The organism is Neorhizobium sp. JUb45, from assembly GCF_004343585.1.
Classification (GTDB): domain Bacteria; phylum Pseudomonadota; class Alphaproteobacteria; order Rhizobiales; family Rhizobiaceae; genus Neorhizobium.
On sequence record NZ_SLYW01000011.1, the window covers coordinates 42,766 to 62,430 of the forward strand.

General features: G+C 60.6%; 18 protein-coding genes. 7 read left to right on the forward strand and 11 right to left on the reverse strand.

Going from position 1 to position 19,665, the window contains the following annotated elements:
* Positions 1-25: 25 nt before the first annotated feature.
* From EDF70_RS26080 to EDF70_RS26100, 5 genes are read left to right on the forward strand one after another with little or no spacing between them, the layout of a single operon-like run.
* Positions 26-889: an ABC transporter substrate-binding protein gene (locus EDF70_RS26080; protein ID WP_348639738.1), complete on the forward strand. Its 864-nt coding sequence runs from the start codon at positions 26-28 to the stop codon at positions 887-889.
* A gap of 2 nt (positions 890-891) precedes the next feature.
* Positions 892-2,025 (forward strand): LLM class flavin-dependent oxidoreductase, encoded by a 1,134-nt coding sequence (locus tag EDF70_RS26085; RefSeq protein ID WP_132279933.1) that lies wholly within the window; start codon positions 892-894, stop codon positions 2,023-2,025.
* Positions 2,018-2,857 (forward strand): ABC transporter permease subunit, encoded by an 840-nt coding sequence (locus EDF70_RS26090; protein WP_245519370.1) that lies wholly within the window; start codon positions 2,018-2,020, stop codon positions 2,855-2,857. Before EDF70_RS26085 ends, EDF70_RS26090 begins: the two co-directional genes overlap by 8 nt.
* Positions 2,854-3,558, forward strand: coding sequence for an ABC transporter ATP-binding protein (locus tag EDF70_RS26095; RefSeq protein WP_132279936.1), 705 nt, complete (start codon positions 2,854-2,856; stop codon positions 3,556-3,558). Before EDF70_RS26090 ends, EDF70_RS26095 begins: the two co-directional genes overlap by 4 nt.
* A gap of 49 nt (positions 3,559-3,607) precedes the next feature.
* Positions 3,608-4,561, forward strand: a complete 954-nt coding sequence (locus tag EDF70_RS26100; RefSeq protein WP_132279939.1) for an aliphatic sulfonate ABC transporter substrate-binding protein — start codon at positions 3,608-3,610, stop codon at positions 4,559-4,561.
* Positions 4,562-4,636: 75 nt separating this feature from the next.
* On the opposite strand, the gene EDF70_RS26105 is transcribed toward EDF70_RS26100, so the two are convergent.
* From EDF70_RS26105 to EDF70_RS26155, 11 genes are all read right to left on the reverse strand, one after another.
* A complete protein-coding gene (locus EDF70_RS26105; protein WP_132279942.1) occupies positions 4,637-5,362 on the reverse strand; it encodes an SDR family oxidoreductase in 726 nt (241 codons plus the stop codon).
* Between the two features lie 30 nt (positions 5,363-5,392).
* On the reverse strand, positions 5,393-7,027 hold the full coding sequence (locus EDF70_RS26110; RefSeq protein WP_132279945.1) for an FGGY-family carbohydrate kinase: 1,635 nt from the start codon (positions 7,025-7,027) through the stop codon (positions 5,393-5,395).
* Between the two features lie 72 nt (positions 7,028-7,099).
* A complete protein-coding gene (locus EDF70_RS26115; RefSeq protein ID WP_132279948.1) occupies positions 7,100-7,831 on the reverse strand; it encodes an SDR family oxidoreductase in 732 nt (243 codons plus the stop codon).
* A 41-nt stretch (positions 7,832-7,872) separates the two neighbouring features.
* Positions 7,873-8,859, reverse strand: coding sequence for a ribose ABC transporter permease (locus EDF70_RS26120; protein WP_132279951.1), 987 nt, complete (start codon positions 8,857-8,859; stop codon positions 7,873-7,875).
* Entirely contained in the window at positions 8,849-10,351 is a 1,503-nt protein-coding gene (locus EDF70_RS26125; protein ID WP_132279954.1) for a sugar ABC transporter ATP-binding protein, read from the reverse strand. Before EDF70_RS26125 ends, EDF70_RS26120 begins: the two co-directional genes overlap by 11 nt.
* A 67-nt stretch (positions 10,352-10,418) precedes the next feature.
* The gene (locus EDF70_RS26130; RefSeq protein ID WP_132279957.1) at positions 10,419-11,330 is read right to left on the reverse strand and encodes an ABC transporter substrate-binding protein; all 912 of its coding nucleotides are present in this window, start codon (positions 11,328-11,330) and stop codon (positions 10,419-10,421) included.
* 108 nt (positions 11,331-11,438) lie between these two features.
* Positions 11,439-12,323: an AraC family transcriptional regulator gene (locus EDF70_RS26135; protein WP_132279960.1), complete on the reverse strand. Its 885-nt coding sequence runs from the start codon at positions 12,321-12,323 to the stop codon at positions 11,439-11,441.
* Positions 12,324-12,752: 429 nt separating this feature from the next.
* Positions 12,753-13,823, reverse strand: a complete 1,071-nt coding sequence (gene ugpC, locus EDF70_RS26140; protein WP_132279963.1) for a sn-glycerol-3-phosphate ABC transporter ATP-binding protein UgpC — start codon at positions 13,821-13,823, stop codon at positions 12,753-12,755.
* A gap of 22 nt (positions 13,824-13,845) precedes the next feature.
* Positions 13,846-14,730, reverse strand: coding sequence for a carbohydrate ABC transporter permease (locus EDF70_RS26145; RefSeq protein WP_207908331.1), 885 nt, complete (start codon positions 14,728-14,730; stop codon positions 13,846-13,848).
* Positions 14,723-15,661, reverse strand: coding sequence for a sugar ABC transporter permease (locus EDF70_RS26150; RefSeq protein WP_132280145.1), 939 nt, complete (start codon positions 15,659-15,661; stop codon positions 14,723-14,725). Before EDF70_RS26150 ends, EDF70_RS26145 begins: the two co-directional genes overlap by 8 nt.
* A gap of 128 nt (positions 15,662-15,789) precedes the next feature.
* Positions 15,790-17,085, reverse strand: coding sequence for an extracellular solute-binding protein (locus EDF70_RS26155; RefSeq protein WP_132279966.1), 1,296 nt, complete (start codon positions 17,083-17,085; stop codon positions 15,790-15,792).
* A gap of 225 nt (positions 17,086-17,310) precedes the next feature.
* Between EDF70_RS26155 and EDF70_RS26160 the strand changes: the two genes are divergently transcribed.
* On the forward strand, positions 17,311-18,510 hold the full coding sequence (locus tag EDF70_RS26160; RefSeq protein WP_132279969.1) for an ROK family transcriptional regulator: 1,200 nt from the start codon (positions 17,311-17,313) through the stop codon (positions 18,508-18,510).
* A gap of 36 nt (positions 18,511-18,546) precedes the next feature.
* Positions 18,547-19,650 (forward strand): Gfo/Idh/MocA family oxidoreductase, encoded by a 1,104-nt coding sequence (locus EDF70_RS26165; protein ID WP_132279972.1) that lies wholly within the window; start codon positions 18,547-18,549, stop codon positions 19,648-19,650.
* Positions 19,651-19,665: the final 15 nt, after the last annotated feature.

The window sequence follows — 19,665 nt, forward strand, 5'->3', positions numbered from 1 at the left end:
AACAACATTCAATGAGGTGAACGTTTTGGTTTTGAGGATTGGCCACCACCCCAACAATCTGCACCTTCGGCTGGCGTCTTTATGGCCCGGCGCCTTCGCATCGTTCAAGCCGGAATTCGTCAGTTACGTCGAGGGCCGCGAGACGGCAACACGGCTTCAGGCAGATGAATTCGATATCGGCGGCACCGGCTCCACGCCGCCCATTCTGGCCGCCGCATCCGGCCTGTCGGTTGCCTATGCCGGCGCATCGGCGCCGCGCCCGACGAACGGTGCCATCTTTGTTGCCAAAACCGCCGACATCGAAACCATCGCCGACCTGAAGGGCAAGCCGATCGCCCTGGTGGACGGTTCTTTCCTGACCTATCTCCTCGCCAAGCGCCTTGAAGAGGCGGGGCTCACGCTGAACGATGTCGAGCGCAGGGATATCGCGCCCGTGCCCTCCCGCGAGGCTTTGCAGGAGGGAACGGTTGCCGCCTGGATCGCCATGGCACCGCATCTCGAACAGTCCCTCGTCAGCGGCGAGTTCCGTGTTCTGGCCCATTGCGGCGATCTCATTCCCAATCGCTCGACCTTCTGGACGATCAAGGATCGTGGCCTGTCGGCCGAGACGCTCGACGCCTTCGCAGGCGAGTTGCAACACCTTGGCCAGCAGATCGCTGCTGATCCGGAAAAGGCTGCGGCATTGCTGTCTGTCGATGGCAACGAGGCGGAGCGCCGCGCCTGGACACGCATCGTCTCCGAGCGGAACTGGGACGTGATTACTGCCGATACGCGGCTGTTGCGTGAACAGCAGGCGGAGGCCGACACGCTGTTTGCCCATGGCGACCTCGCCGCCAAACTCACCATCGATACCAATACTGCCGACACGAACAACGGCAAGGAGATCTGACCATGAACGTTCTCTGGTACATGTGCGCTCCCGATGGTGCCTATCCGTGGAAGCCGGAAGGCTCCCGCACCATCGATTACGGTTATTACAAGCAGCTTGCCCAGGCCTATGACCATCTCGGTTATACCGGCGCCCTGTTTGCCACCGGTGCGCACGATGTCTGGCCGCTGGCCGGCGCGTTGCTGCCCTATACGGAACGGATGAAATTCCTGATCGCCTTCCATCCCGGCCTGATTGCCCCGACGCTTCTGGCCAAGATGGCGGCGACGTTTCAGGAATTTTCCAATGGCCGCCTGATGCTGAACGTCGTTTCCGGCGACGCAAAGATGCTCGGCGCCTATGGCATGATGCTCCCCCATGACGAACGTTACGTCATGGCCGATGAATACCTGACCATCTGGCACCGGCTGATGGCGGGGGAAAGCGTCACCCACAAGGGCAAATATTTCCAGACCGAAGGCGCAAAGCTGGCGCTGCCGGCCGGCACCGACATCCAGCCGCCGCCGCTCTGGTTCGGTGGTTCGTCGGACAGCGCCATCGAAGTGGCCGCCAAGCATGTGGAAACCTATCTCTCATGGGGCGAAACGCCGGAGCAGATGGGCGAGAAGGTCAAGCAGGTAAAAGCCCGCGCGGCCGAACATGGCCGCGAACTCACCTATGGCATCCGCCTTTACGTCATCGTCCGCCAGACCGACGCCAAGGCCTGGGAAGCGGCCGCCGATCTCTACGACCAGATGGACGAGACGGCGATTGCCGGCAACAAGCGTTTCGTGTCCAACACGGATTCGATCGGCCAGCAGCGGATGAGCGCCATGCATGGCGGCATCAAGCCGACCAATCTCCGCGACCTCGAAATCGCCCCCAACCTGTGGGCGGGCATCGGCCTCGTGCGCCCCGGCCCCGGCACCGCCATTGTCGGTTCCCCCGACACCGTGATCCGCACGCTGGAGGCCTACCGCAAGGTCGGCGTCGATACGTTCATCCTGTCCGGCATGCCGCTTCTGGAGGAAGCCTATCGTTTCGGCGAACTCGTGCTGCCCAAACTGCCGGTCGAACGGCTGGTGCCGGAACGCAAGCAGTTTACATGGTCGACGCTGTTCGATCGCGATCTGTCCGGGAAACCCGCCAATGGCTGATACCAGCACGGCCGGTCAGACCAACGCGACTAACCCGGTGGCTGGCCCGGCACCGGGCCGACGTAGCGGCCGCAAACTGGCCAACACCGCCATGCGGCTGGCCTCACCGCTTGCCATCATCCTTGTCTGGCAACTCGCCAGCATGACTGGCCTGCTGTCGCCGCGCATCCTTGCCGGGCCAAGCGACATCATCGCGACTGCCGGACGCCTCGTTGCGTCCGGCGAGCTGATCAACGGCCTGATCGTGTCCTTCCTGCGCGTACTGGCAGGTTTCTCGATCGCGCTGATCCTCGGCATTCTTCTGGCCTTGGTCTCGGGCCTGTCGCGGCTGGGTGAAACGATCATCGACCCACCGATCCAGATGCTGAAGGCCATGCCGTTCCTCGGCCTCTTGCCGCTGTTCATCCTGTGGTTCGGCATCGGCGAAGCGCCAAAGATCGGGCTTGTCGCCTTCGGCACCGTCTTTCCGATCTACCTCACCCTGCATGGCGGCATTCGCGGTATCGACAAGAAGTTGATCGAGGCTGGGCAGACGCTGGAGCTCGGCACATTCGGCATCATCCGCCATATCGTCATTCCCGGCGCGCTGCCATCGCTTCTCGTCGGCGTGCGTTATGGCCTCAGTGTCGCGTGGTTGAGCCTTGTCGTCGGCGAACAGATCAACGCCTCCAGCGGCATCGGCTACATCATCACCTATGCCCGCGATTTCCTGCAGACGGACGTTATCGTCGTCTGCCTTCTCGTCTACGCCATCATGGGCCTGCTGACCGATGGTCTGGTGCGCATGATCGAAGCCTATGCGCTGCGCTGGCGCCCGGAGGTGATCGCATGAGCACTCTTGTCGATATCCGCAAACTGCACCGCTCGTTCGGCGGCCCGGCCGTTCTCGATGGCATCGATCTGACCATGGCGCCCGGCGAATTCGTTGCCCTGCTCGGCCGCAGCGGCTCTGGGAAATCCACCCTGCTGCGTGTTCTCGCCGGTCTCGACACCGCACCGGCGCAGAAGCTGGAACTTCCCTCCCGCCGTTCGGTGGTTTTTCAGGAGCCGCGCCTTCTGCCCTGGAAAAGCGTGATCGACAACGTCGCGCTCGGCGTACGCCGCGCGGATGCGCGATCCTTGGCGACGCAGGCGCTGGCTGACGTTGGCCTGTCGCACCGGGTCGATGCCTGGCCGCTGACGCTTTCGGGCGGCGAGGCGCAACGCTCGGCTCTCGCACGGGCTCTGGTTCGCGAACCGGAACTGCTGCTTTTGGACGAACCCTTTGCCGCACTCGACGCCCTTACCCGGCTGCGCATGCATGATCTGGTGTTCGAACTCTGGCGCAAACATCACCCGGCGGTGCTGCTCGTCACCCATGACGTTTGGGAGGCGGTGGCGCTTGCCGACCGTATACTGGTGCTCGACCAGGGTCGTTTCATCAAAGAAATCCGCGTCGATATCGATCACCCGCGCCGCCGCGACGATCCCCGAACCAGCCGTATCGAAGCCGAGCTTCTCAGGGAACTCGGCGTCGAACCCCTTCATGCTTGAACACCCGCATGCCCGAACCCCACGCCAGAATGGCAGATTGGACACATTGATGATCACCAAGCGCACATTCCTTGCAGCCGCGGCCTTCGTCACCGCCGCCGCCACCTTCGCACCCTCCGTTCAGGCCGCCGACGATGTCGTGCGGATCGGCTGGCTGCGCGGTCCCAACGACATCACGCTCGCCAAATCCCGCGGCACGCTGGAAAAGGCGCTGTCCGAAAAGGGCATCAAGGTGGAATGGGCCGGCCCCTTCCCGGCCGCCGCCCCCGCCTTCGAGGCGCTCAATGCCGGCAGCATCGACATCACGGCCGGCAGCTCGACATCGGCAATCGCAGCGCTTTCGGCCAAAATCCCGCTCGTCGTTTTCGCCTACCAGAAGATGGCGCCCGGTTCCGAAGGCATCGTGGTGAAAAAGGATTCCGGCATCGCCTCGATCAAGGACCTCGCCGGCAAGAAGGTCGCGGTCAACCGTGGCGGCACCGGCGAATATCTGCTGATGCAGGGCCTTGAAACCAATGGCGTCGATCCGAAAAGCGTCGAACGCGTTTATCTCAGCCCCAGCGACAGTGGCCCGAGCTTTACCCAGGGCCATGTCGACGCCTGGGCAACCTGGGACCCCTTCCTGACGATCGCGGAAAAAGCCTATGACGGCAAGGTCGTTGCCGATGGTGCTGCCATCAAGTCCGACAATGCCGTGGTTCTGGTCGCAAGCAGCGCCTTCGCCAAGGAAAAGGCCGATCAGCTTCAGCTCGTTTTCGACGTCATCAAGTCGGAAAACGCCTGGGCCGTGGCCAACAAGACGGAAGCCGGCGCCATCTGGGCCAAGGAAATGAACGTTCCGGCAGATCTCGGCGCCAAGATCGGCGAAAACAATGCCGTTCCGACCACCGGCGTTTCGGAAGCCAATGTGAAGCAGATCACCGCCGTGGCCGAATGGTATGCCAAGAGCGGCATCATTCCGGCCCTGCCGGATGTCGCTGCCGGCGTCGTGTCGCTGAAGTAGAACACTGCCCAAGTCTCGATGTTTGCGCCATGCATCCATGGCGCAAACACCGCAGGCAATCGCGACAGCTGCAGATCAGACGGCGAGAAAGCCACCATCCACACTGAGCACAGCGCCATTGACCATCGCCGTATCCGGTGACAGCAGTGTCGCAATCGTGCGCGCCACATCCTCCACTTCCGCGAAACGCCCGATCGGGTGACGCACCATCATGGGGGCCGATTTTGCCGGATCGCTCCAGGCCGCAAGTGCAAGTTCGGTCAGCGTGATGGTCGGCGCGACGGCATTGACGCGAATACCGTGCGGGCCGAACTCCTTGGCCAGAACGCGGGTCGCACCTTCGAGACCGGCTTTCGAGGCAGCATAACAAAGATGCTCGGTAAAACCGCGATGCCCGGCAATCGAGGTAATGTTGACGATGGCGCCGCCCCCCCCGGCAGCCACGCGAGCACGGCCAAATTCTTGGCAGGTGATAAGCGCTGCCCGCAGATTGATGCCCATCACGGCCTCATAACCCGCTTCCGTCATATCGAAGCTCGATTCCAGCACGTTGATGCCGGCGCTGTTGATGAGGAAATCGGCGGTGCCAGCCTGCGCCATCGCCCTGCGTGTAGCAGCCGGATCGGCGAGGTCCACGGCAATCGAGCGGCCACCGATTTCCTCGCGCAGACTGTCCAGATCGGAGACGGTGCGGCTGAGTGCAATGACTTCGGCGCCCCGTTGCGCCATGATCCTGGCACAGGCGCGGCCGATGCCCTTGCCGGCGCCGGTGATGATGACGGATTGTCCTGAAAACTGCATGATGTCCTCCCTGATATGAATGGTGACGCGCTAGTTCGAAACCGCGGTCAGCAATGGTTCGATCTCGTCGCGCATCTCGCGAGCGAGTGTCTGTGTTTTCAAAAATGCCCGGTAACGCGCCTCGTGCAGCGCCCGGACGGCCCCGTCAGCAGGTTCGCTACGCCCCGCAACCGAAGACATGGCGGGCATCGCGGTCTGCAGATCGACGTAGGTTTTGGCGGCCACCGCTGCCAGCATGGCAGAGCCGAGCAGAACCGGCTCCGGGCAGGCCGTGACCTCAACCGGAAGGCCGGTCGCATCGGCAAGGATCTGGCGGGTGAGCGGATGAGTGCCCGCGCCGCCGGACACCGAGATCGTCGAGACGGAAACGCCGTTTTGCGCCTGTGTATCGATGATCTGGCGCAGGCCATAACCGAGGCCGCACAGTCCGGCGACATACAGTGCGACGAGACTTTCGGGGCCATTTTCCATGCCAAGGCCCATCACGACGGCCCGCGCCGACGGATCGGCGAATGGCGCGCGGTTGCCAAGAAATTCCGGCAGGACCTGCATCTGCCCCGCAAGCCGGACAGCACGAGAAGGATGGCTGACGGTCGCCAAGGCTCTTTTGGCCAGCCATTGCGGCAGCCCCAAACCTTCGCCCCTCGCAATCTCCGTCGCCTTTTCCGCATGGGGATGCAGGCTGAGCAACTGGTCGATGGCGGCACCGGCGGCCGATTGTCCACCTTCGTTCAACCACATGCCGGGGACCATCGCAGAAAAATACGGCCCCCAGACGCCCGGTACGAACTTCGGTTCGACTGTCGTTGTCATGGTGCAGGAGGAGGTGCCGAAAACGTAGCCCAGGCAGGCGGAAGCATCCTGCGCGCCACCGCTTGCCGCGACCGTTCCAATGCCACCGGCATGCGCATCGATCAAACCTGCGGCGACGGCGATACCGGGGCGCAAGCCCATGGCTTCGGCGGCATCTGCGCTCAAGCCGTGACCAAGCGCCGTGCCCGGATGGACAATTTTCTCCCCGATCTTGCGAAAACCATCCGCGGCGAGATCCTCAAGGCCAATCGCACGAAAGTAGCTTTCGTCCCAGCGATCCTCGTGGGCGAGATAGGTCCATTTACAGGTGACCGTGCAGGATGAGCGCTCCAGCGCACCGGTGGATTTCCAGGTGAGGAAATCAGTCAGGTCAAAGAAGTTTTCCGCGCTGGCATAAACTTCCGGGCGGTTTTCCTTGAGCCACAGCAGTTTTGGGGTTTCCATCTCCGGCGAAATGACGCCGCCGACATAGGAAAGCACAGCATGGCCCATGGCATTGATGCGTCGCGCCTGATCGAGCGCGCGATGATCCATCCAGACGATAATATCACGCTCCGGATGTGCGGGATCGCCCACGCCACCGGACGCACCCTCAACGACCAGAGAGCAGGTGGCATCGAAACCAATACCGGCAACCGCTGAAGGATCAACGGCCGCATCTGCGACGGCAGCGCGGATGGAGGCGCAGACAGCATCCCAGATCTGGGCACTGGATTGCTCCACATGACCGTGGTCGTCGCGGAAAATGGTGATGTCATGTTTCGCCGATGCCAGCATGGTGCCGGCCGCATCGAAAACGCCGGCGCGCGCCGAGCCCGTACCGACATCGACCCCGATAAAATAACTCATCATACCATCCTCCATTCGGCTGCAATGGTCGCGCCGTGCCTTCAGGCTGCGGCGCGACCGGATATCGAAACGATCTCAGACGCGATCGAAATTGGTCGGCAGGACCAGCATGTCGCGGATCGTGACGTTGCGGTTGCGGGTGAGAATGTATTCGACGGCATCGGCCACTTCGGCCGGTTCGATGATGCTGCCGGATTCCTTGGCCTTGCGCAGGTTCTCTTCCGGCCAATCCGCCAGCAGCGCGGAAAGAACCGGGCCGGGAGACACCTGCGAAACGCGCACGCCGTGCGGGATCATCTGGCGGCGCATGGTCTGCACGAAGCAGGTGATCGCCCATTTGGAACCCGCATAAACCGGCTCCCAATGGGTCGGGTAATGCCCGGCGATCGAGCTGGTGACGATGATATCGCCGGTCTTGCGCTCGCTCATATGCGGCACGACGGCATGAACGTTCTTCATCACGGCATTGATGTTGAGGTTGAGCATGCGGTCGATTTCTTCGGCCGTCGTTTCGGTCAGGTCGCCGCCGATATAGGTGCCGGCATTGCAGTAGAGAATGTCGATATGATCGACCTTCTTGAGGATTTCCGGGATCATCGCGGCGCAGCTGTCGGCATCGAGCAGGTTGGTTACCTGCGGGATCGCCTTGCTCCCGAGCCTGGCGACGAGTTCGTTCAGCGCCTTCTCGTTCCAGTCGACCATGACGACCGTGCAGCCGTTTTCCAAAAGCTTTTCGGTGGTGGCGAGGCCGATGCCGGAAGCGGCACCGGTGATGACGGCAATCTTGCCTTCGAGTGATTGAGCCATGTCTTTCTCCTGTGGCTTTGAAGATGGATTGGTTGGTTGCGTCAGCGCCATTCGCGGGCGATGTAGATGGCAAGCAGGATGATGAAACCGCGGATGATGTCCTGCAGGTATGGATTGATGCCCATCAGGTTCAGGCCGTTGTTGAGAATGCCGAGCAGCACGGCGCCGATCAGCGTACCGAGGATGAGGCCACGGCCACCCGCGATCGCCGTGCCGCCAAGAACCACGGCGGCAATGGCATCCAGTTCGAAACCGACACCGGCATTCGGCTGACCCGACATCAGCCGACCGGTGAGAATGATGGCGGCAAGGCCTGCCGTCAGGCCCGAGATGACATAGACGGCAATCTTGATCCGACCCGTCTTGACGCCTGAAAGTTTGGCCGCCGTCTCGTTGCCGCCGATCGCATAGACATGTCGTCCGAAAGCGGTGCGCTCCAGAAGGACCCAGGCGAGCGCATACACGATCACCATGGCGATGACGGGGACCGGAATGATGCCGATGCGACCGACGCCGAACCAGGAAATCCATGAGGGCAGGCCCGAGATCGGATAACCGCCGGAATAGATGAGGCCGGCACCGCGGGCGATGCCCATCGTGGCAAGCGTGACGATGATCGCCGGCATGCGCCCGAACGAAACCAACAGTCCGTTGAACAGACCAAGCCCGGTGGCAATGCCGACACCGGCCAGAAGACCGGCCCAGCCGGGCAGACCGAAATGCACCATCACCCCGGCCGCCATCGTGCCGGCCAGCGCCATGACCGCGCCGACGGACAGATCGATACCGCCCGTGAGGATGACAAACGTCATGCCGACAGCGAGAATTGCAACGATCGATACCTGCCTCAGAACGTTCAGGATGTTCGATACGGAAAAGAAATTATCCGAAGCAAAGCCCATCAGGACGGAGACGACGATCAGACCCGCCAGTGGCAGAGCCAATGGAGAATGGATCATCGATTTCCAGAACGGTGTGGCGGAGGTTTCCGCCTGCCCGCCGGTAATCGCGTTCGCATCATGCGACATGGTGTGTTCTCCCGGTTGTTGCATGGGTCATGATCTGCTCGGAGGTGATCGCGTCGCCTTCGACGGTCGCGACGATGCCTCCGGAGCGGAAGACGCAGACCCGGTCGGACATGCCGATGACTTCCGGCAGTTCCGACGAAATCATGATGATGGAATAGCCCTTGGCGGTGAAATCGCGCATGAGCTGGTAGATCTCGGTCTTGGCGCCGACATCGATGCCGCGTGTCGGCTCATCGAAGATCAGCACCTTCATGGTGTGGTTGATCCAGCGGGCGATCACGACCTTTTGCTGGTTGCCGCCCGACAAGGTATCGACGCGGGCATGCGGGCTCGGCGCTTTCACGCGCACCTGCTGCATGGCCCTTCGCGTATCATCCAGCTCACGCGTACGGTTAATGAAGAAGTGGCCGAGCAGATACTTGCCATAATTGTTGAGCGAGACGTTGTGCAAGATGGGGAAGCTGGTGATCAGCCCCTGTTCCTTGCGACTTTCCGGCAGAAGGCCGATGCCGGCGGCAAGCGCTTCGGAAGGATCGGCAAAGCGGATCTCGATACCATTCATCCGCAGCTTGCAGCGCGCGGCGGAATAGGCGCCCAGCATGGCCAGCACCGTTTCCGTGCGCCCCGAGCCGACAAGCCCGGCGAAGCCCAGAATTTCCCCCGCTCTCAGGGCGAAGCTGGAAACCGGCCCACCCTTGGCAAGCTGGACCTCCTCAACCTCGAGCACTGTCTTTGCATCGGAAGGAATGTCCGGCTTCGGCGGAAAGCTGTTCTCGATCCGGCGACCGACCATCATTTCGACAAGCCGTGCCTGATCGACCTCGCTGACGACGCAGGAGGCGACATATTCACCATCACGCAAAATGGTGATGCGGTCGCAGATCTCGAAAATCTCTTCGAGGTGATGCGAGATGAAGATGATCGCGACACCCTGGGCGCGCAGGCTGCGCATGACGCGGAACAGGTGTTCCACTTCCGCCGGTGTCAGCGTCGCGGTCGGTTCGTCCAGCACGAGAATACGCGCGTCCAGCGCCAAAGCCTTGGCGATTTCGACAAACTGCTGCTCAGCCACGGAGAGATTGCGGATCGGCACATCGAGAGGGATTTTGATGCCCAGCTGCGTCATGATCTCGGCGGCGCGGCGATGCATCGCCGCGCGTTTTATGAAACCCAGACGGCTGCTGAGTTCTCGCGCCAGAAACATGTTTTCGACGGCGTTAAGATAAGGAACCAGCGAAAACTCCTGAAACACGACGCCGATGCCGGCATCGATGGCTTCGTTGTAATCGCTGAAATGACGAACCTCGCCATCGATCCGGACGTCTCCCTCGCTCGGCTTGATAAGCCCGCACAGGATCTTCATCAGTGTCGATTTGCCGGCGCCGTTTTCGCCGAGAAGCGCATGCACCTCGCCTGCCCGCACCGACAGATCGACGCCATGCAGAACCTCGATCTTGCCAAAGCTCTTCTTGATACCACTCAATTCCAGCATCGCTTCCTCCCATGTTCGAATTGGAAAAGTCGCCCTCGCCAAATTGGCGAGGGCGCTCGGGAGGCGCTTACCAGCTGAATTCGGCAGCGTTTTCCTTGGTAACCGGGCGAACGTCGATCGGCACTTCCTTCGGCACGACGCGGGCGCCCCACTTCTGGGCAAGTGCCATGGCAAGACCGACGCGCACCTGGTCGCGCGGGAACTGCGCCGTCGTCTGGATGAACGGCGTACCGTCGGCGATTGCCTTCACCGCTTCCGGCGCACCGTCGACAGACGTCAGTTTCACATCGCGACCGGAGCCCTGGATTGCGGCGAGAGCGCCCATCGCGCCACCGTCGTTGACCGAGAAGATGCCCTTCAGGTTGGGGCGCGACTGCAGCATGTTTTCGACGACGCCGAGAGCGACGGAGCGGTCCTGCCGGCCGTTCTGGGTATCGACCAGCTTGATGCCCTTGAATTCGGCAAGCGCTTCCTTGCAACCTTCGACACGCTGCAGGATCGGAACGACGGGAATGCCATCGAGGATGGCGACTTCGCCTTCGCCGTTCAGGGCCTTGCCGAGCGCCTGGCACGACTGGTAACCGGCATCCTTGTTCTTGGAGCCGACAAACGTATCGACCGGGCCATTGGCATTGGCATCGACGGCAACGACGATGACATTCTGAGCCTTGGCGGCATTGACGGCAGCCTCGACACCGGCGGAATCCGTCGGGTTGAGAAGCAGGATATCGATCTTCTGCTGCAGCATGTCCTCGACGTCGGAGATCTGCTTGGCAACGTCATGGGCGGCATCGGTGACGACGACTTCGGCGCCGAGCGACTTGGCGGCCTCGTCGAGCGCTTCCTTCATCGACACGAAATAAGGGTTGTTCATTTCCTGAAAGGTCATGCCGATCTTGAGTTTCGCATCCTGCGCAAGCGCCGAACTTGCAGCAAGCGTGGCGACGGCAATCGACAGCATGGTCAGAGTCTTTTTCATCCCAGTATTCCTCCCTTTGGACGACATCAGGCACAGCCCGGCCGTTTCCGGAAAGCACCACGCTTTCCGAATTGCATTTCCCCGAAACGGGGGATTCAGTTGACTGCTCTATTCCGCGGCTTTGAACGCTCCGTTGGCCGCAAAGGTCGCGCGGAATTGCGAGGGCGACATTCCCTTGGTCTTCTGGAAATGCCGGTTGAAATTCGAAAGATTGGAGAAGCCGATTTCGTAGCAGATCTCGGCAGTCTTCACTTCGGGCCGTGTCAGCAGCGCCAGGCAGGCGAGATCGATACGCAACTGGTTTCTGTAGCGGACCAGCGTCGTGCCCGTATGGCGCTTGAAGGCCCGCGAAAACGAGCTCGGACTATGGCCGACCATATCCGCCAGATCACGCTCATCGACCTCGTCGGTCAGATGTTCGCGCAGATGGGCGATGGCGCGGTTGATGCCGCTCTCGTTGATGTTGGACAGATCCAGTTCATAGCTGAGGCTTGCCAGCACCTCCGGCTCCGGCGCGGTCGCCAGCACGTCGAGGATTTCCCAAAACAGCGCCAGCCGCCTTATGCCCCGCGTTTCGATCAACCGCTCGATTATAGGACGCACTGTGTTGCTGGTCGCCTTGTCGAACAGCAGGCCACGATGGCTGCGCTCGAGAAGCGGAACCATAGCCTCCATTTCCACCATGCCGGCAATGCTGTCGTCTATGAACTTCTGCGGAAACTGGATGACAAGCGAGCGGGCCGGCACAATCTCATCCGGCTCGATTTCGGAAATCCAATTCTGCGGCAAATTTGGGCCGGTGACGATCAACTGGCCGGGTTCGAAGCGACCGATATGGTCGCCGATATAAAAGCGGCCGGAGGTCGCGACGACGAGGTGAATTTCATATTCAGGATGATAGTGCCAGCGAACCGTCCGAAAAGGATAGCCGTGCGTCCACGCGGCGAAGGATTCGCCTTTGCGGATATGGACGAGTTCCAGATCGGGTTGCACAGCGTCTCCTCCTACCGAGCGCACACATTAGCGACCGAAATCTGCAAACCTCCGATTTTGCAAATTTGATCGTTGCCAGGATCATAAGCACTGAAACACCGGCATCTCTACATCAGTGCGCAAATTAAGATGATACTTTTTTGACGCTCTCGCAGCTATCATTGCACATCTTTATCCGATGCTGCGGCGCACCCGTTGACGGGTCCGCGTGCCATGTGGCCAAACGAAATCGACGGTAGATCAGGTTAAAAAACGAGGGATTTCATCGCGAAGGTGGATGCGTCGGAACACGATCCGACGGCACGAGAAGCGCGTTGCGATGCGATAAATTGGGGGCAGTGCTGTCCTGCCGACAGTGTATGTCAAACATGCGCCGGCAGACGCGACAGCCCGCCGACTTCAATCGACAATCCGGTTCGATCAAACGAATTACAGAGCTATTCCAGTTTCCCGATCGAACACATGCACCTGTTCGGCAGCAATGCTTGCCTTGAACAGCGAACCATAACGCTGCGGATATTCTCCATCGACGATCGCGGTGACCGGCTGGCCGGCAAGGTCGAAGATCACGTGTGTCTGGGCGCCTGTCGGTTCGACAAGCAGGGTTTGGCCCGTCAGTGCCGTGCCGGTTTTTCCTGGAGCCAGATGTTCAGGCCGCAGGCCGATCTTGATCGACTGACCACGCTGCACCTTGCGATCCTGAGCAATGCGAATTGCCGTGCCGTCCGACAGTCGTGCGGCGGCCTCCCCACCCTCGGCATCGATCGTGCCATCAAGCAGGTTCATGGCGGGCGAGCCGATGAAAGCTGCCACGAAAAGATTGGCAGGGTTCTTGTAAAGGTCCATCGGCGTGCCCTGTTGCTCCACCCTTCCCTGATTGAGCACCACGATACGATCTGCCAGCGTCATCGCCTCGATCTGGTCGTGGGTGACGTAGATGGACGTGGTTTTGACCTTCTGGTGCAGGGTCTTGATCTCGGATCGCATCTGCACGCGCAGCTTGGCATCGAGGTTCGACAGCGGTTCGTCGAACAGGAAAACGGCGGGGTTACGAACGATCGCCCGTCCCATTGCCACGCGCTGGCGCTGGCCGCCGGAAAGCTGGGCGGGCTTGCGCTCCATCAGCGGCAAAAGATCGAGCATGCGGGCGGCTTCGTTGACCCGCTCGGCTATTTCAGCCTTGGCTGCGCCGGAGAGCCGCAGGTTGAAGCCCATGTTTTCGGCCACCGTCATATGCGGATAAAGCGCATAGGACTGGAACACCATGGCGATGTTGCGCTCGCGCGGCGTCAGGTCGTTGACGACGGCATTGTCGATGATGATGTCGCCACCGGAAATATCCTCCAGCCCGGCGATCATGCGCAAAAGGGTGGACTTGCCGCAGCCGGACGGGCCGACCAGCGCCACGAACTCCCCCTCCTCGATGGACAGCGAAACGCCGTGAATGACTTCGAGTGCACCAAAAGCCTTGCGGACCTCTGAAAGTTCTACGGATGCCATGGTTGATCCTCCGGTCCGATGATCAGGATTTGACGGCGCCGGCGGTGAGACCGGCGATAATGTGTTTCTGAGCCAGGAAAAACACGATGATGGTGGGCAGGATGGTGAGCGTGATGAAGGCCAGCACCAGCTGCCATTCGGTATTGAACTCGCCACGATAGATCATGATGCCGAGCGGCCAGGGGTAACGGCTCTCCGAATTGAGCATGATCAGCGGCAGGATGTAGCTGTTCCAGCTGCCGACGAAGGAAATGATGCCGACCGTGGCGATGATCGGCCGCGACAACGGCAGCGTCACATGCCAGAAAAACCGCATGTACCCGCAGCCATCGACGAAGGCGGCGTCGAAGAGTTCCGAGGGCAGGTTCCGAAAATAGTTGCGGAACAGCATGATGCTCATGCCTGTGCCGAACGCCACCTGCGGCAGCACCACGCCCCAATAGGTATCGACCAGGCCGAGATCGCGGATGCGGATATAAAGCGGCAGGATGGCGGTTGCGGCCGGAAACATCAGGCCGATCAGAAAGTAGTTGAGCAGGTAATCCGAGCCGAAAAAGCGGATATGCGCAAAACAGAAGGCCGCCATGGCGCCAAAAGCCAGCGTCAGGAAAACCGTCAGCAATGCGATCACCAGCGAATTACCCATCTGCAGCCAGTAACGCTGGCTGACGATGATATCGCCATAGTTCGACCACTGCCATTCCGTCGGCAGGCCGAAAGGATTGCCGCGCAGATCGCTGAGCGATTTGAAACCGCCGAGCGCGGTGCTGATCAGCGGCACCACCACAATGGCGGCGACGATGACGAGCGCGGCATACATGTAGATCTGTGTTGCGGTGCGCAGGCGCTGGCCGGAACCGGGCGCCGTTGCCGCATCGATGGGTGGGGATGTGGCGATATCAGTCATGGCGCATGAATATCCGCTTGTAGCTGAAGGCGAGCGTGACGCAGATGACGAACAGCACGACGCCAACGGCGCTGCCGAAACCAACCTGCATGCGGGTCACCCCGAAATTGTAGAGGAAGGTCACCATGGTCTGCGTCGAGTTGGACGGGCCACCACCGGTGAGCGGCATGATCATGTCGAACAGTTGCAGCGAGCCGACGACCGCGAAGAAGACGGAGAGGCGTACGGTGGAGCCGAGCAGCGGCAAGGTGACCAGACGAAACTTCTGGAGACCGGTGGCGCCATCGATATCGGCGGCTTCCAGTACGCTCTTGTCGATCGCCTGCAGACCGGCGATGAACAGCATCATGTGAAAACCGAAATATTTCCAGATGACGACGCCGAGGATGGCGTACATGGCGGTATCGCGATCGGCCAGCCAATAGGGCGGCTCAGCGCCGAACAGATGCGCGATGCCGCCGACCAGACCGAAATCACCATCATAGACGAAACGCCAGATCATGCCGGCCGCGACATCGGCGAGCACGTAGGGCAGGAAAAAGATCAGACGGAAAAACAGGGCGCCATGGATGCGGCTGGAAATCATCGTCGCCAGCCACAAAGCCAGCGGGATCTGGATCAGGATCGATGCAACAACGATCATGCCATTGTTGATCAGTGCCTGGCTGAAGGCGCCGTTGCGGAAGATCAGCTGGTAATTGCGCCAGCCGACCCATTGCGACGGCAGGCCATAACCGTTCCAGTTATAGAACGAGTACCACGCTGCTTCGCCCATCGGCAGAATGACGAGGACCGTGAACAGCATCAGCGCTGGCGGCAGGAATAACAACAGAACCGGCCATTTGCTGTGTTTCAGAGAACGCTTGCGGCGTTGCAAAGTCGCACGCGGCCCTGTCTTCCCATTTGCCGGGGCAAAACTCCTGCCGGGCATGGTTGTTTCGCTCATGCTCATTCGCATTCCTCATCTCGCACGGACGGGGCGGTATGTCGGTAAAAGCATCACCTGCGCTCCCGCTCCGGAGGTCAAAACCCCATGGAGCGGGAGCGCAGGTGCAATGCCTATTGGCGCTCGAGGGAATAGGCATCCTCGATCTGCTGGGCGGCATCGGCAGGCTCCAGTCCGCCGGAGACGATCTCGACGCTGACATCGTTGACGACAGCACCGACATTCGGCCCGAGATCCTGATCGAGAAAGTTCTGGTGCCAGGTTTCCTTGGCAAGCGTTTCAGCGACCTCTTTGAGGAGCGGCTTGGCAATCGCCTCGCTTGCGCCCTTGGCCACCGGCATGATCTGCGTGTCCTTTGCCAGACGTTTCTGGACATCGACGCTTGCCATGTAACGCAGGAACTCTTCGGTTTCGGGTGGTGCGTTTTTCGTCACCGCCCAGCCATTGAGGCCACCGAAACTGTCGGTGACGACACCGGGAGCGCCTTCAATGGTCGGGAACGGGAAGCGCCCGATATTGTCATCCGCCAATCCCTTGCGGCTGGTCGAGTTGGAGGCCTGCGTGGCCGGCGTATTTTCGAAGCTGAGGATGATCGCGGCACGGCCATCACCGAAGGCGGCAAGCGCATCATTCCACGTCGCACCGAGATAACCGTTCTGGAACGGCTGGAGCTTGCCGAGTTCAGCCAGATGCTGGCCGGCCTTGACGAAAGGTTCGGCGATGAAGCCGTCGTTTTCGCCCGCCTTGGCATCGGCAAAACCCTTCTGACCGGCCTCGCGCATGGAAAGATAACTCCAGTAGAAATGCAGGGGCCATTTATCCAGGCCACCGCCTGCGATCGGCGTGACACCCGCATCCTTGAGGGTCTTCACCGCCGCCAGAAAATCATCCCAGGTGGCGATTTTTGACGCATCGACGCCTGCCTTCTTGAACATTTCCTTGTTGTAGTAGAACGACACGAGGCCGCTCTTTGTCGGCGAAGCCCAGACCTTGCCATCAAAACTCAGGCCACTGACGGCGTTCGGATTGATGGAGGCGCGCCATTGACCGCCGTCGGCATCCAGCGCCGCATCGATCGGGCGCAATGCACCGGTTTCCGACTGCGCCTTCAGCACGCCGCCGCCCCAGGTGTAAAAGAAGCTTGGCGCATCGTTCGACTGCAACAAGGTCGGCATCTTTGCCTTGAAGGCCTGGTTTTCCAGGAATTGCAGCTCGATCTTGACGCCCGGATGCTTTGCTTCAAACTCCTTGGCGATCTGGTTCCAAAGCTCGATATTGCCCGGCACCTGCTCGACATGCATCCAGCGGATGACGCTATCGGCAGCCGCAGGACTTGCGGCAAAGCTGAAGGCCGCGGCAAGGGCCGCAGCAGTCGTAAACATGCGTGAACGGAAAAATGTAATGGACATCAAAGGCGCTCCTCCCAAAGCTCTTTTAATCCTCTATCCGAATTAAATAATTGAGGAGCCAACCCTCCCTGTCAATAGGCATCGCTAAAATTCCGCGCAAATGCCGATTTTTGACGCAATTCACACTCACACCTCTTGCGTAACCGCCAAAATCAGCCCTACAAAGATGCGATTTAATTCGCTTGGCGTAATAATTCGGGCATAATGCAAGGGCTGCGCGACAAGATGAAAACTGCCGACCCCGAACTGATGCGAGCCATGAACCGCCTGAGCGTTCTGGATGCGATCCGCAGACACGGACCGATTTCTCGCGTGGAAATTTCCGAGCGGACAGAGCTTTCCACCACCACCGTATCCGCCATTACCGGATCCCTGCTGGATGACGGCCTGATCCTGACCCGGCATGAAGGCGATATCCGCAATGCCGCGGCGCGCGGGCGGCCAAGGGTCATGCTGGAACTCAACCCGGCTGCGGCGCGTGTGGTGGGCGCCAAGATTACCGCAAGCCGCATGGTGTTCGTCGTCACCGATTTTCGCGGCGACGTTCTATCCGCCCTGACATTACCGATCCGGATCGACCGTCAGCCGATCTCGGTGATTGCCGACCTCGTGGAGGATGGCGTGCGACGCTGTGTCGTTGACGCCGAACTCTCGCTCAAGGATGTGCATAGCGTCTGCCTCGGCTTGCCGGGCGTGATCGAGCATCGCACCGGCCATATCCGTTCAAGCCCGATCCTGAAGGATGCGGACGTCGATTTCGCCGCGGAAATGTCCGCACGCCTGGGCACACCGACCATCATTGAAAGCGACGCCACCGCCATTACGCTGGCGCACCATTGGTTCGGCAAGGCGCGCGACCTTGAAGACATGGTGCTGATTTCGCTTGAACAGACGCTGGGCCTCGGCGTTTTGCATGAAGGCCGCTTGTTTCGCGGCGCCGGCGGCCTCAGCCATAATCTCGGCGACCTCGTGCTCGGCATGGGGCGGGACGGCGTTGTCCGGTTATCGTCGCAGGCCGGGGAAAACGCCATTCTGGCCGATCAGCAAGGTGACGGCGCCTTTGCGGAGGCAGTCAAGCTCGGGCGCGGCATGGCGCATGCACAGGCGCTCATCAGGTCGGACGACACCCTTCTGATTGCTGCGGCAATCAGAGCCGGCGAAGCGATCGGGTTCAGCATCGCCAACATCGTGACCCTGTTTGCGCCGCCGCGGGTCATCATTGTCGGCACGTCTCTGGCACTCGGCGAACCCTTTCTGAAAAGCCTGGGCGATGCCTATGCGCTCGCCATTCCGCCATCGCTGAAGGGAGTGAGCGAACTGGTTTTCGACGATTCGAACGACGAGTTCTGGGCACGCGGAGCAGCAGCCGTCGCGCTTTACGAGCTCTATGAATCACCATGGAGCACCACCGGACCAGCGCGCTGAACGTGCGCACAACCACACGCCATCGGGAGGAGAATGATGGAAAAAGTTGGTATCGGCATCATCGGATGCGGCAATATTTCGAGCGCTTACCTGAAAGCGATGACCGGCGATTTTCCGATCCTCGACATTCGCGGGCTGGCCGACCTCAATCGGGAGATCGCCAAGGCAAAGGCGGCTGAGTTCAATCTTCCGGTCAAGACCATAGATGAACTTCTTGCCGACCCGAAAGTGGAGATCATCGTCAACCTCACGGTGCCCAAGGCGCATGTGACCGTTGCGCTGCAGGCGCTGGATGCCGGCAAACACACCTATTCGGAAAAGCCGCTGGGCATCAACTTTGCCGAAGGCAAAAAGCTGGCCGAGGCAGCAAGAGCCAAGAGGTTGCGCATCGGCGCTGCACCCGACACCTTTCTCGGCGGCGGCCACCAGACGGCGCGCGGCCTCATCGATCAGGGCGTCATCGGCATTCCGGTCGGCGGCACGGCCACATTCATGTGCCCCGGCCATGAACGCTGGCACCCCAATCCCGGCTTCTATTACGAAGTCGGCGGCGGGCCGATGCTCGATATGGGGCCCTATTACATCACCGACCTCGTCAACCTGCTCGGCCCGGTCTCGAAAGTCGCGGGTTTTGCCACGACGCCACGATCGGAGCGCATCATCACCAGCGAACCGCGCAATGGCGAGCGCATTCCGGTGCAGGTGCCGACCCATGTGGCGGGCGTCATGGCTTTTGCCAATGGCGCCGTCGTGCAGATCGGCATGAGTTTCGATATCGCCGGCCACAAGCATGTGCCGCTGGAAGTGTATGGCACAGAGGGCACGCTGATCGTTCCCGACCCCAATCACTTTGGCGGCTCTGTGTCGTACCTCAAGAAGGGCGGACAGTTCGATGAACAGCCTCTGTCGCAACCCTATGCGGACGGCAATTTCCGCTCGATCGGCGTCGCCGACCTGGCATACGCGATCCGCAACAACCGGCCGCACCGGGCCAATGGTGATCTGGCACTGCATGTGCTGGAGGTGATGGAGGCGTTCCACACGGCATCGGAAGAGGGCCGCACGATCGAGATCAACATCGCGACGGAGCGGCCTGCCCCACTGTCGGCATCGCTGATCGACGGCAAACTGGCGAAATAATTTCAGGAGGAGATG

Bases quoted from the DNA above. Each gene is read 5' to 3' on its own strand.
- EDF70_RS26130 (WP_132279957.1), bottom strand. From the start codon at position 11,330: ATGAAAAAGACTCTGACCATGCTGTCGATTGCCGTCGCCACGCTTGCT.
- EDF70_RS26090 (WP_245519370.1), top strand. From the start codon at position 2,018: ATGGCTGATACCAGCACGGCCGGTCAGACCAACGCGACTAACCCGGTG.
- EDF70_RS26120 (WP_132279951.1), bottom strand. From the start codon at position 8,859: ATGTCGCATGATGCGAACGCGATTACCGGCGGGCAGGCGGAAACCTCC.
- EDF70_RS26110 (WP_132279945.1), bottom strand. From the start codon at position 7,027: ATGATGAGTTATTTTATCGGGGTCGATGTCGGTACGGGCTCGGCGCGC.
- EDF70_RS26150 (WP_132280145.1), bottom strand. From the start codon at position 15,661: ATGCCCGGCAGGAGTTTTGCCCCGGCAAATGGGAAGACAGGGCCGCGT.
- EDF70_RS26155 (WP_132279966.1), bottom strand. From the start codon at position 17,085: ATGTCCATTACATTTTTCCGTTCACGCATGTTTACGACTGCTGCGGCC.
- ugpC (WP_132279963.1), bottom strand. From the start codon at position 13,823: ATGGCATCCGTAGAACTTTCAGAGGTCCGCAAGGCTTTTGGTGCACTC.
- EDF70_RS26095 (WP_132279936.1), top strand. From the start codon at position 2,854: ATGAGCACTCTTGTCGATATCCGCAAACTGCACCGCTCGTTCGGCGGC.
- EDF70_RS26115 (WP_132279948.1), bottom strand. From the start codon at position 7,831: ATGGCTCAATCACTCGAAGGCAAGATTGCCGTCATCACCGGTGCCGCT.
- EDF70_RS26105 (WP_132279942.1), bottom strand. From the start codon at position 5,362: ATGCAGTTTTCAGGACAATCCGTCATCATCACCGGCGCCGGCAAGGGC.
- EDF70_RS26165 (WP_132279972.1), top strand. From the start codon at position 18,547: ATGGAAAAAGTTGGTATCGGCATCATCGGATGCGGCAATATTTCGAGC.
- EDF70_RS26125 (WP_132279954.1), bottom strand. From the start codon at position 10,351: ATGCTGGAATTGAGTGGTATCAAGAAGAGCTTTGGCAAGATCGAGGTT.
- EDF70_RS26145 (WP_207908331.1), bottom strand. From the start codon at position 14,730: ATGACTGATATCGCCACATCCCCACCCATCGATGCGGCAACGGCGCCC.
- EDF70_RS26160 (WP_132279969.1), top strand. From the start codon at position 17,311: ATGAAAACTGCCGACCCCGAACTGATGCGAGCCATGAACCGCCTGAGC.
- EDF70_RS26085 (WP_132279933.1), top strand. From the start codon at position 892: ATGAACGTTCTCTGGTACATGTGCGCTCCCGATGGTGCCTATCCGTGG.
- EDF70_RS26100 (WP_132279939.1), top strand. From the start codon at position 3,608: ATGATCACCAAGCGCACATTCCTTGCAGCCGCGGCCTTCGTCACCGCC.